The organism is Leptospira sp. WS58.C1, from assembly GCF_040833995.1.
Lineage (GTDB): Bacteria > Spirochaetota > Leptospiria > Leptospirales > Leptospiraceae > Leptospira_B > Leptospira_B cinconiae.
In genome coordinates, this window is sequence record NZ_CP162137.1 from 2,054,440 (window position 1) to 2,067,211 (window position 12,772).

Sequence of the window (12,772 nt, forward strand, 5' to 3'; positions counted from 1 at the left end):
TTACTTTCCCTTCTTGAATAGTTCCTTCCAGTAGAGAATCTCTCCCGGAGAAAGTTTTGCGCCGGAGTCCTTTTCTTCCCGAGTCGGTTTTTCCGCTAAGGCGCTTTCTATTTTTTTTACGAACTCTTCGGATAGTATAGGTTTTGTTCCTAGTCTTTTTGCAAAAGCCAAAATTTCCTGATCGGAAGTCACAACAAATAGATCCGCAGGCCTTGGAGCAAACTTGATATATTCCTTGATCAAATCGTCCGCCTTTCTGTCCTGGCTGAAATAAACGTGTATTTTTCCGTACGAATCTTCTTTGGTCTCGTTCCCTTTTTCTTTTTTACCATCGAAGAAAACATGGACCTTAGAACTTTTCAATTTAGAAGAATAAGATTCCAAAATCCGCAAGAGGCCGACTCTGGCATCCCTCAATCGATTGGAATACATATACTCTTCCAATTCAGGAATTTTGTAAATCAGGTTGAAACCGTCTACGACTAAATGCATCCCTTTAAAACTAGTGACCAGAATGTATGTTTTGGAAAAACTTGTAAACACCGAACCGAATCGGACAATGGCTCATGGCGGAAGCAAATTCCCAACCGGCAAAATCCTCTAAAATCCGAAACTTCATACAAAGGGTAAAATATTGGAGAAGTGTTTTGCCAGGTACTGCAAGAGATTATTTTCTTTTAGGTTTGGCCGCAATCGACGTATTCTTTCTACTATTCGTAAACTCTTACAAAGAATTCATCCACAAGGACATTCCCGCTTATATTCTAGCGTTCGACTTATTCGTCATATTTTTATGGGGAATAGAAGTTTGGATTAAAATTCGTCAAAAAAAAGACATCAAAAAATATTTGAGAACCAACTGGTACGAACTCATTGGTATCATCCCTCTATTTTTCCTGAGGTCGTTTTTACTTTTAAGAGGAGTTAAACTTGCGATTGCATTCTATAGGTTCGGGACATCGGGCCAGAACGTTAGCGAAGTTCTAACTCGCGAGATCACATTCAGATTCAGGGATGTGATCGTAGATACGATCGCGGATGCCGTATTTTTACATTCATTGGAAAGAGTGGAAGAAGTGATGCTAAGACTGGATTATAGTCAGCTCGCAAAAGAGGCCATTTCTAAACATAATGATCAACTAAATTCCAAGGTAAACGAATCCTTACAATCTAAGTTTTTATTGGAAGAATTATCCAAGATACCTTTCATGTCGCAGATCTCTCATAAATTAGGAGAAGATATCGGAAGAATGATCGCGGAAGTTTTAGAAACGGAAGTGATCGGCGATATTATGAAAGATATCACTGCGAACATCTTAAAAGAAATGGCAGAACACGTAAAAAAACTCCCCCTAGAGAGGATCACGGAACCGAAAGAGGAAGTAACTTCTCCCCCTTCTATTCCGGAAACGTAAATCTCAAGCAACCCCACTCGGAATTCTTAAGATCAAAACCTGAGTCGTCGATTTTGCAAGAAGTTTGCCCTCCTCATCGAAGGCCTCTCCTTCTAAATAAATATGTTGGTTTCCTCTGGCGACAACCTTTGCATGTACAGTGATCCTTTGATTCTCTTTTACCATTCGAATATAACTAACACTTAATTCCAAAGTGGTGGTAGGTTTGCCGGCAGCCAAATAGCATAACGGACCGAAGGTATTGTCGAATGCTGCCGCTAAAAATCCGCCTTGGAAAACTCCCATCGGATTGGAGAATCGAGGTTCCACGTAAAAACTACAGACCATCTCCTTCTTACGCACATAAGAAACAAATTCCCCGGATAATTCTTTGAAAGCGGGAGGAGGTACCTTTAAACCCGGTGCGGCCTTCGAAAACTTCTCCCATTCTTTCTGCATATCTTCTAAATCTTTTTGATTCGCCAAGGTGGATCTCCTAGTATATTCCGATCTTGTAAAGAAATTGGATTCGAGCAAATTAAAATTGCCATGATTTGGTGACACAACCAATATGTAGGAAAATGAACCCCTTCATTTTCCTCGAAACTAAACTGAAAAACGGCATCCGGACCGCATGGCAAGAACTTGGGATCAAAAAGGAGATCGCACTTGCAATCGCAGGCGGCGGGATTAAAGCGTTTTATGGACTCGGCTTTGCATATACACTAAGGACCTGGGGTATAAAAATTAAAGAAGTATCTGGGGTCAGTGCGGGAGCCGCCATGGCCATCAGCACCTTATCCGAAACGGAAGAAGACAGTTCGAATTATTTCCAAGAACTGACCAAACGAAATCCTAAAAACTTTTATTGGAATAGACTTCTTAGGATCAGCGCTCCCTTCCCTCATCATGGTATAGCAAGACGAACCGTAGAATATTGCCTCAGATTTTCCAAACTCATCTCAAAAGCCGCAAGGATCAGGATCCATACTGTGGAAATCCCGAAAGAAAGTCTGGACAAAAACAAAAAAGGCCAACCGATACAAAGGATACTTTTTGCTAAGGCAGCTTCCGTTATCCGCGCCTATTTTAAGGATGAAACCTTAAGAAGAAAGGGAGAACAACCTTTCGAAGTATTAAAAAGAATGAAAGACTGGGGATGGAGAGAAAAAGTTTTTACGGAGAAGGACCTAACCGATCCGGAAACGACCACCCAGATCGTAATGAATTCCTGCTCGGCTTTCCCGGTTTTGCCTCTACAAAGTTTTAATGGGAATTATTATCTGGATGGCGGATTAACCAATAATCTTTTACTGGAAGACTTCTCCCCTGAACTGCCGAAGATAGGAGTATTTTACGAACCTACAACCTTAGTTGGAAAATCCGCTTCCGTCCTATCGGATACCTTGCTTGTTTCCCCGGGGGGACCATTTATTGAACAGGGATTTGATTATACGAACCCGAACCTAGTAAGGTATGCATTTGAAACAGGGCGGAAAGATGCGGAAGAACAAAAGGAAAGGATCTTAGGTCATCTAGACCCAAACTGGAAAAAACACTTGCATTCTTTTTTCGAACAAATAAAATAATTAACTTGCTCCTCAAAAGAAGATGGGGATGATCCCCTTTCCTTCTCCAAGGAACCTTAGAACTAGCGAAAACGAAAAAATAGAAAACACTCTTCAGGACAGAAGGAAATGCCCAAAATCGTAAACCACGAAAAATACAAAGCTGAGATTCTCTCTAAATGTGTGGATATTTTGGCCAGGCGAGGGTATTCGGCTGTTTCCATGAGGGAGATTGCCACAGAATTAGATGTTTCCACCGGAACCCTTTACCACTACTTTTCCACGAAGGAAGATATATTTAAGGAACTTGTAAAATTCGTACTGAATAAGGACATCGAAGAACTACAGGTCTATTCCAAAGGAGAAGATAACCAAACCATCGAAAAAAGAGTAGAAGCGCTCTTCACGATGGTAAAGGACAGAGAGACCTATTTCCAAAATCTTCTTTATATCATCTGCGACGTTTCTAGATTAAAAAATCATGAAGAAGAAAAACAACTGATCGCAGAAGCGATGAAAGAATACGTAACCATCATCACAAAACATTTAGGAATTACGAATCCGAACTTAAACAGACTTCTAATCAGTATTATTTTAGGGACCGTGGGCCAAAGGATCGTGGACCAAGAATCCATCAAACTGGATGAGGTAGCAGAAGTGGTGAAAGATTTTATGGGAGTGGTGCTGGCGAACACGTTCACTTTTTAAGATCTAAAGAGGAACCAGTTGGGATTGTAGAAGTATCTACATTATAAATAATTCACTGTTTGTTGGAATTCCAACAAGATTTCGTTTAAAAAATTGGTTCCACAAATTAAAAATATATGATATAGGGGCGAAGCGCTCCCACGAGCCACTCCTCGCCACCCAAAGTTAGGTGCCGAATACGATACAACTTGTTTGATTCAAACTTTAGCTTCGCTATACTCAGCTACCCTTCGGGAATCCTCGCTTCTTACGGGTCGCGAGGATTGGGTAGGGGCAGCTCTTTCACCACTGTAGGAACTCCTAGAGTGAGCGACAGGATATCCTATCTTAGAACTTCTTCTTTTTTACCGGAATATATATCGGCGATAAGTCCCGCATATTTATCAGTCACTACGTGACGTTTTACGGAAAGTTTCGCCGTAAGTTCGTCTCCGGTCTCAAAAGGTTTAGGTAATAATCTAAAGTCCACTACTCTTTCAAAAGACTTAAAACCGTTCGTAGCAGAGATGGCACTTTTGATGACTCCTTGGATCTTCACTGCACATTTTTTTTCCTCTTCCGCCGAGCTGAATCCAACTCCCGGTTTAAAATCCGGGAAAAATTCAGGATTCGGAACGATCAATGCGGAAAGATACTTTTGATCCTGACCGATCACCATACATTGTAATATGAATTCGGACTGGCTCAGAATATTTTCGATCGGAACAGGCTCCACATTTTCCCCTCCGAGAAGAACGATGGTTTCTTTTGTTCTACCTACAATTTTCAAACAATTATTGTAAGTCATCATTCCTAGGTCTCCGGTATTGAACCATCCGTCGATCATCACCTTACGAGTATTTTCCTCATCATGATAATATCCGGACATGACCTGATCCCCTTTTACATGGATCTCTCCCTTGATTCCATATCCTTTAGGCCCTCCCTCTTCCGTAGTCCAGAGTATCTTGGAAGTATTCGGATCTACAACACGGAGAGAAGTTCCCTTATACAGAGGCCCTACCGTTCCGATCACTGCTTCATCCAAGATACGAACTGATATCACGGGAGAAGTTTCGGTGAGGCCGTATCCTTCTAAAACCTGGATACCTATCGCGTTAAAAAATTTATCCACATGGATAGGAAGAGCTCCTCCTCCGGAAACAGTCCCCTTCAATTCTCCGCCCGTAGCTTGTCGGATCTTACTCAGAACGATCAGATCCAAAAGAGTAGCCGGCAGTATATTCAAAATATATTGTAGAAGTTTCAATATTCCCACGAAGAAAGAAATCAGTGAATTTCTTCCGGTCAGATCCAATTCTCGAAAACCTAGCCAACGTTTCGCGGATTGAATATTCGAAGAGAAGAATAGTGCCGCATGAAATAGACTCTGTTTTATACTCGAAGACTTAGCGATAGTCGCATATATCCCTTGATATACACTTTCCCAAAGCCTCGGTGCGGAAGCCATAAACGTAGGTTTTACTTTTTTTAGATCTTCTTTCAGCGTTCTCACGGAAGAATAATACGTACCCGCTCCGAAATAGATACATACCATCTCGAACATCCTTTCAAAACTATGCCAAACTGGAAGAATAGAAAGTATCCTCTCTCCCGCAGACAGTTTGATCGGAATCCGATTGATCTGAGACATGATATTTTTATGAGTTAAAGGAACTCCTTTAGGACGACCCGTTGTTCCGGCGGTGTAGATCAAAGTAAAAAGATCTTCCTCCTGGATCTGAGAAATCCTTTTTTCCATTTCTCGGTTGCCCTTATCTCTTAGTTCTTTTCCCCTTTGGACTAGATCCCAAAATCTAAGTTCTTTGCCCGTACCCTTCGCATTTTTGTCTATTAGAATAATTGTATTTACGTTCTGGATGGCGCTTTGGTTTTGATAAAGTTTTTTAAGGACCGAATCGTTTTCTGCAAATACGATCGTGGACCCGCTATGGGGAAGAATATGGTTGAGATCCGAATCTGTAACATCCGTTCCTCTCGGAACGTCTGCCCCACCCGCCATCACAATCGCATAATCGGTGATAATCCATTCTAAACGGTTATCTGAAAGAACGGCAGCATGTCCCTTATACGGAAATTCCAATTCTATAAGTGCGGTCCCGAGTTGTAATCCTAACTCGTACAATTCCGAAAATCCTACCGAGTCGAATTCCCCCGAAGAATTTTTAGTCAGAAACGCAGGTCTTTCCCCATATTTATTTTTGGACGATTGATATAAATCGGCAAGAGTTTTCATGCCACCTCCTAGAGTGGAGGAAAGTATAGTGCTCGTTCTGAACTTTGTCGTCCTGGCGTATAACTCAGGACGTGTGGATTTTAAAATTTTAGAGATGCTTTGTATAATACGGCTGTTTTTCTAAATTCGCTAGGTGTAGAATCCGCAAATTTCTTAAATGCTTCATTGAATGCGGATTTGGAATTAAAACCGACGGATTCAGAGATCGCTAAAATGGAACGGTCCGGATCTTCTAAAAGTAGAACCTTAGCTTCTTCCACTCTCCAAGAATTGATATAATCCGAAAATTTCATGGCCAAACGTCGGTTTAAAAATTCCGAAAGTTGGTGGTTGGTGAGTCCCAACTCTTCCGCGAGTTGGGAAAGTGTAAGATCCTCATCCGCATAAACCTTCTCCCTTTTCATCAATGATTCCAAACGATCTTTGATCTTGGATTCATCCATTCCTTTCAGTCTGGATTTTTTATAACGGACTTCTCGCAAACTTTTCCCAACGAATCCGAGCCAATTCGGTTCACGTTGAGAAAGTAAAAAGCCTAACACCAAAAGAACAGGAAGACTGAAAATACTCTCTTTAACAAATTCTATCCTTCTTAAAATAGAACCGGTAAGTCCCCAGAAGATCACAAAACAAACAAGACAAATGAAGAGTAAAAATATTCTTCTGGCTCTTTCTTCGTTTTCATCCTGCTCGGAGCTAAATAGATAACTTCTGTACATCCAAAGCAGCGGTAGAAAGTAGGATAAAATCGAAATTTTAGGAGTGATCTGCAAAAAAGCGAGAATACTGGAATAACTTCGGGCTTGGGTGATCTCTTGTAATGTGCGCAAACGGAATTCTTCCCCACCTAACCAGAACGGTAAAAGTAAAATTATACAGAATAGATTGGGTAGAAAGTGTAGAAAGAGCTCTCTTTTAGAAACTTCGAGTCCAAGTAATGTGATCTGAAAATGAATGTAAAGAAGCGGTGCTATTCCCAATGCAAAAGGAATATGGATCCCGTATAGGAACGGATACTTGCGCACTAAACCGGAAAGAAAAGTTGCACCTCCCACAAGCCAAAGAGAGGAAAAAAACATGATTAGCGCGGCTCTCGTCCTTTCCCCCAAAGAAGCCGGAGAAAGTAAGATCCCTAAAGACCAGATACAGCCAAAGGCTGCTCCAAAAACTAAATAACCGGTTTCTAAATCCATGGAACTACTTAGAGATATCAGATTGAAACTAGATGAAAAGTCAAAAATGATATCTTGAAAGTATCTCCGAGGTTTCCGCCTTTTTGCGAGCAGGGTTCCAGCCCAGCATTTTTCCTAATTCTTCTATCATTCTATTCATAGATTCCATAGGAGGTGCGCCAGGAACTCCCACTCCGGATCTACGGAAGAAGAAATCGGTCCCCTTCTCTATTTTTTCCTCGGACGCAATATAACGGATCTCTGCCGTACTGAATTTTTCTCCATTATGAAGGGTAAGAGACTCGTCGTTTGCTTTTTGGTATTTAAGAACTTCATAAGCTAAACTTCCATATCGAGCGCCCAAAGTTTCCAGGTATTCTCCGGAAAGTTTTGGATATTTTTTACTAAGCCCTTTAATTAAAGAAGAAAGATCTGAAAATTCTCCGGAAACTAGGGGTACTTGATCGGTTTCGCAAGGTAAAAATTTCCCTGGCAAATACTCGCATAGTTTATCCGTGATATTCTCCGCTAAATGTCTACTTGTCGTATATTTTCCGCCCAACGCTGTGAAAAATCCGGGAAGTCCTTTTTCTTTATGATCTAAAATTTCGGTTTTACGGGATGCATTGTAAGTGTCCGATTTTTCGCTCGGATCTTCTACCAAAGGTCTCATACCGCCGTAGTAAAAATCCACGTCCGATTCAGTTAAATCGGTATATCCGAAAGCAATATTAATTTCTTCTAATAGACCTTGGATGTCCGATCTGGTGACCTTAAATTTATCGGGAGAATCCGAGAATACGGTATCCGTTGTGCCGATAATCGTCTTTCCTCTCCAAGGAAGAACGAACATATGTGTTTTGTCCCTTTTTTTCAAAACGATTGCCTTGGAAACGGTTAATGCCCGAGTTACGATATGTATTCCCTTGGATCGGACAAGCACCTTGTCCATTCCGACCCCGGCCAAAGATTCCACAAAATCCGCCCAAGGACCTGCGGCATTCACTACAGTTTTTGCAAATACCGGATAGGTTTTGCCGCTTCTTTTATCCTTTAAGATTGCCTGGTAGACTTCTCCTTGCTTCGAGATCGCGACTAATTCCGTATAATTGAGAGCAGTTCCCCCTTTTTTTTCAGCGGAGAAGATGAACTCACATGTATGTCGTTCCGGATTCATGTTCTGATAATCGTAATATAAAAATCCACCTTTGAGTCCTTTTCTAGGGAGACTTGGCGCTTCCATCACAACTTCTTCCGGAGATAAGGATCTGTATTTAGGGATCCAAGAATCCGAACTAATATCTCGATTTCTATCGTACGAAAAATAATCGTACATCCTGAGACCTATATTTGTGATCCACTTTTCAGGATTAGAATAAACCGGAATAATAAAGCCTAGGGTCTTGAGAGCGTGAGGACTGATCTTAGCGAGTATCCTTCTTTCTCGTAAGGACTCTCGGACCAAACCGAACTCTGCATTCTTTAAATATCTTAAACCACCATGGATCAATTTGGAAGTGGCCTGAGTGGTCCCCGAAGCAAAATCATTTTTTTCCACCAAAAGAGCCTTTAACCCGCGTAAGGTGGCATCCCACAAAGTAGTGGCACCTGTTATCCCTCCCCCCACCACTAGAGTATCGAAAACTTGGGAAGAAATCTGAAAAGATTGAGTTTTAACGTCTTTCGTTTTGGCCATAGATTCACAGCTTGGAATCAAGAACTCGGTCGGTCAAGACATTAGAAATTATACAAGTTCTTTACTCCAAATCAGTAGATGATATTTTTTGCTTAGACCCGGTTCTTAATTCCCACTTATTTAAGGGACTTGAACCGAACGGAGTTCGATTCAATAGATGTCACTTACTTCCTCCCGGGCAGGTAGTCTTCCAAACAAATGGAATTCTGTTCTAGGTTTTTTAAAAAAAGATCCGGATAGAGACGTATATGAGACTCAATATGCGGAAGATCTAAAACGACAAACGCGCAGCATCCAATATCCGGGTGCAATACTTGCCATCTTCGTTTGGCTGGGTTTCGCATTCGGAACGGACCAAAAATTACATCCTGAATTTCCGGAACTATTTTATTTTCGGATCGGCTTCTCCTTAATAGGTGTTCTTAGTTTAATCTTTCTTCTTTTGGACACTTTATTTAGGATCCCTACCCGCAAATATAGTTTAGAAATGGCATACGTATATATCGCCTATCTATTACTTTGTACATCCTTTTTTACGGGCAGAATAGCGGACGATCCGAATTACGTATCAGGCCTCCAAATAGCATTGATCACTATCGCGTTCGTTCCACTTCCCAAAAAGTCGTATTATATTTTCCTAATACTTTCTATTCTAACTTTTATAAGTTCTATCCTGATCTATTCTCCCAATTTAAGCTCTCCTCAAGCCGCATATTCGATGCAAAACCTGGGGATCGCATATCTTCTCACACTTGTATTTTCCGTCATTTTAGAAAGATACAGATTCGTAAGTTTTGTAAGTAGATTTAAGATCCAGGAAAGTAATAAAGAGATCTCCGAAAAAATGTTACAGATCCAAGCATTAAAGGAAAAGCAGGATGGAGATTATTTTTTAACCGCTTTACTTCTTTCTCCTCTGATCAAACTGGATAATTCCGAAAATTCGTCGGTCAAAGTGGAATTCCTACTGGATCAGTTCAAAAAATTCTCCTTCAAAGAAAAGGAATATGAACTTGGCGGGGATTTCTTAAGCGCCTACATAATTAATATCCAAGATAGGGAATATACCGCATTCATCAACGGGGATGCTATGGGAAAATCAATCCAAGGTGCGGGTGGCGCCTTGGTTTTAGGTTCCGTATTCAATTCTATCATTAGTCGAACTAGACTTTCTCCCGAGATCCAATCCAAGTCTCCGGAACGCTGGCTAAAAGAAGCATTCATAGATCTTCAAAACGTATTCGAAACATTCGACGGATTTATGCTCATCTCCGCCGTTTTAGGGATCGTCGAACATTCCACGGGAGCGATGTATTATATCAACGCGGAACATCCTTGGCCTGTTCTTTACAGAGATGGAAAGGCCATGTTTTTGGGATCGGAATCCAATATTCGTAAATTAGGGATTTCTGAAATGTTCGGGTCCAAAATACGCGTCCAAACTTTTCGTATGCTCCCCGGAGATACGATCTTCTGCGGATCCGACGGTAGGGACGATCTAGTCTTAGAAGAGGATTTTTCCGGTAAAAGGGTAATGAACGAAGACGAAACGGTGTTTTTAACCTCGGTGGAAGAAAGCGGCGGAGAATTAAAAACGATCCGAAGATCACTGATCAGCAGAGGAAAACTTTCGGACGATCTAAGTATATTATCTATTTCTTATAATCCCTCGGTAAACCCGTATTTAGAGGACAAAAAATCCATTTCGGAAGCGGAGTCCGCTTTTCAAAAGGGAAATACAAAGGAAGCAATACGTATCCTGGAAGAAAGTTTACATAGATCGGGGATAGTTGGGGAACGTTATTTTCCTCAAGTAGCCAAACTTTTGTCCAAATGGTACGATAAAATATCCGAATTCAAAAAAGCGGCCGAGTGGGCGGAGAAGTCCCTTGCCTGGGATCCTTCTGAAACTGAACTTTTATTCTATTCTTCTATCCTTTGGAAAAAGGTTTATACTCAAAAAAAAGACACTGAATCTTTGAAATCCGCAGCAGAGTTAGGAGAAAAATTAAGAGTCCGTTCTCCGGACCATTTTAAAAATTTGATCAACCTGTCGGATATTTATAGATTACTCGGCAATTCTTTGCGGGCCAAAAAGTTATTGGAAGAGGCATCCATTCTTTCTCCCGATGATCCAAGGATCGCAGAGTTGAAAAAACGTCTTTAGGCTTACGTTAGAATAGCGGTGTAGGAGTTCCTACATGTGATATTTGATCGACATTGAATATCCTTTTTACCTTGCCCTCTGGAAAGATTCGTATTTATTGGAAACGTTTTTAATTAATCGGAGATAAGACCTATGTTCTACCACGAGCTCAATCCCAAAATCGACTATTCCAGATCCAATCTTAGATGGAATGCCTGGGGTGCAAACGATCAGGACTTCGGTAGAAAGGCGCAGATGCCAGAAATTCTCAAACTTCTTCAAAGGGAATTCAAGTTAGATTCTATCCGCGAAACACCTTCCGTTTCCTTAGAAGATATAAAAATTCCGAATAGTAAATTAAGTCCGAATGATATCAAAAACCTAAGCGCAATCGTAGGTAAAAATAATTTTAAAAACGATAGATACGAAAGAGTTTTCCACTCTGCCGGCCGTAGCTACTACGACGTTCTCAGACTTCATTTTAATACTCTCAATTCTTTCGTGGATGGAGTGGTCTACCCGAAAAAAGATTCGGAGATCATTAAAATTTTAGAATATTGTTCCAAGAATAAGATCACAGTTATTCCTTTCGGCGGAGGATCTTCCGTAGTGGGCGGCGTGGAAGTCCTGAAGGGAAAAGGACAAAAAGCTGTAATTTCTTTGGATATGACCGAAATGAAAGAGTTGGTATCCTTCGATCCGATCAGCATGACGGCCACATTCCAAGCCGGGATCTATGGACCCAAATTAGAATACGGCCTGAATTTAAAAGGTTATACTTTGGGCCATTTTCCTCAGTCTTTCGAATATTCCACATTGGGTGGATGGGTTGCAGCAAGAAGTGCGGGACAACAATCCAACCGATATGGAAAAATAGAAGAGATCCTGAGCGCAGTAAAACTGATCAGCCCAAAAGGAACAGTAGAGACCCTAAGAGCGCCGGCATCTTCTATCGGACCCGATTGGAACCAGATCATAGCAGGTAGTGAAGGCCTTTTAGGGATCATTTCAGAAGTTACTGTCAAGATCCACAAGATCCCTGAGACTAGAAAATATTTCGGTTTAGTATTTCCGGACCTACTTTCCTCCATCAATTTTATCAGAAAAACAAATCAAGAAGAGATCAAAACTTCTATGATGAGACTTTCGGATGCGAATGAAACAAGACTCTATGAGTATCTGGGAGAATTAGGAAAGACGAATACACCCATCCGCAAATTCAAAAAATTCCTGCAAAATTCTTATCTGAGAGCGGCCGGAATAAGAGATAATAAATGTGTGATTTTAGTGGGACTAGACGGATCAAGGCAAGAGGTAGATCTTTCTTTCCGTGGACTTAAAAAACTCTGGAAAAAAGGCGGAGCGATCTATGCGGGAGAAAAGCTGGGACAAAATTGGATCCATAGCAGATACAATATGCCGTTTTTAAGAAATCATGTCATGCAGCACGGAATGGGTGTGGATACGATGGAAACTTCCAGTACGTACGATAAGCTGGAAGATCTGCATAAAGCGGGGATCGAGTCCCTACAAAATTCAATCCCCGGTTCGATCGCTATGTGCCATTTATCTCATAGTTATCACGAAGGAGCTTGTTTGTATTATACGATCTTATTTCCGATGGATCCGAAAAAACCGGAAGATCAATGGCTTAAAATGAAAAGAGCCGTTTCGGATACATTCACTTCTTTTAAAGTCCCGATCAGTCACCATCATGGAGTCGGTTTCGATCATAAAAAATGGTACGAATCTAGCTTAGGTAAACCCGGGATTGAAGCCCTAAACGGATTAAAAAAAGTATTGGATCAAAAGGAAATTTTGAACCCTGGGAAATTATTCCATTCTTAAAAAT

At 41.0% G+C, this 12,772-nt stretch carries 10 protein-coding genes; 5 read left to right on the top strand and 5 right to left on the bottom strand.

All coding sequences use genetic code 11. The features are described 5' to 3' along the window. Positions 1-492, bottom strand: a complete 492-nt coding sequence (locus tag AB3N61_RS09420; protein WP_020771628.1) for an NYN domain-containing protein — start codon at positions 490-492, stop codon at positions 1-3. A 74-nt stretch (positions 493-566) separates the two neighbouring features. On the opposite strand from AB3N61_RS09420, the gene AB3N61_RS09425 reads away from it, so the two are divergent. Then, positions 567-1,415, top strand: a complete 849-nt coding sequence (locus AB3N61_RS09425) for a hypothetical protein (protein ID WP_367897438.1) — start codon at positions 567-569, stop codon at positions 1,413-1,415. A gap of 3 nt (positions 1,416-1,418) precedes the next feature. Here AB3N61_RS09425 and AB3N61_RS09430 read toward each other — a convergent pair whose 3' ends face one another. Further along, positions 1,419-1,880 carry a PaaI family thioesterase gene (locus AB3N61_RS09430; RefSeq protein ID WP_367897439.1) on the bottom strand — a complete coding sequence of 154 codons (462 nt, stop codon included), beginning with the start codon at positions 1,878-1,880 and terminating at the stop codon, positions 1,419-1,421. A gap of 95 nt (positions 1,881-1,975) precedes the next feature. On the opposite strand from AB3N61_RS09430, the gene AB3N61_RS09435 reads away from it, so the two are divergent. Together AB3N61_RS09435 and AB3N61_RS09440 are read left to right on the top strand one after the other, a co-directional pair. After that, on the top strand, positions 1,976-2,983 hold the full coding sequence (locus tag AB3N61_RS09435) for a patatin-like phospholipase family protein (RefSeq protein WP_020771615.1): 1,008 nt from the start codon (positions 1,976-1,978) through the stop codon (positions 2,981-2,983). A 108-nt stretch (positions 2,984-3,091) separates the two neighbouring features. After that, the gene (locus tag AB3N61_RS09440; RefSeq protein WP_020771550.1) at positions 3,092-3,670 is read left to right on the top strand and encodes a TetR/AcrR family transcriptional regulator; all 579 of its coding nucleotides are present in this window, start codon (positions 3,092-3,094) and stop codon (positions 3,668-3,670) included. A gap of 322 nt (positions 3,671-3,992) precedes the next feature. On the opposite strand, the gene AB3N61_RS09445 is transcribed toward AB3N61_RS09440, so the two are convergent. The 3 genes from AB3N61_RS09445 to AB3N61_RS09455 form a co-directional block, all read right to left on the bottom strand. Next, a complete protein-coding gene (locus AB3N61_RS09445) occupies positions 3,993-5,906 on the bottom strand; it encodes an AMP-dependent synthetase/ligase (protein ID WP_367897440.1) in 1,914 nt (637 codons plus the stop codon). An 80-nt stretch (positions 5,907-5,986) separates the two neighbouring features. Continuing rightward, positions 5,987-7,099, bottom strand: a complete 1,113-nt coding sequence (locus tag AB3N61_RS09450; protein ID WP_020771584.1) for an AraC family transcriptional regulator — start codon at positions 7,097-7,099, stop codon at positions 5,987-5,989. Positions 7,100-7,139: 40 nt separating this feature from the next. After that, a complete protein-coding gene (locus tag AB3N61_RS09455; protein ID WP_367897441.1) occupies positions 7,140-8,774 on the bottom strand; it encodes a glycerol-3-phosphate dehydrogenase/oxidase in 1,635 nt (544 codons plus the stop codon). A 157-nt stretch (positions 8,775-8,931) separates the two neighbouring features. Between AB3N61_RS09455 and AB3N61_RS09460 the strand changes: the two genes are divergently transcribed. Both AB3N61_RS09460 and AB3N61_RS09465 read left to right on the top strand, forming a co-directional pair. Beyond that, on the top strand, positions 8,932-10,941 hold the full coding sequence (locus AB3N61_RS09460) for a SpoIIE family protein phosphatase (protein ID WP_367897442.1): 2,010 nt from the start codon (positions 8,932-8,934) through the stop codon (positions 10,939-10,941). Positions 10,942-11,073: 132 nt separating this feature from the next. Beyond that, entirely contained in the window at positions 11,074-12,768 is a 1,695-nt protein-coding gene (locus tag AB3N61_RS09465; RefSeq protein WP_367897443.1) for an FAD-binding oxidoreductase, read from the top strand. The last annotated feature ends 4 nt before the right edge of the window (positions 12,769-12,772 follow it).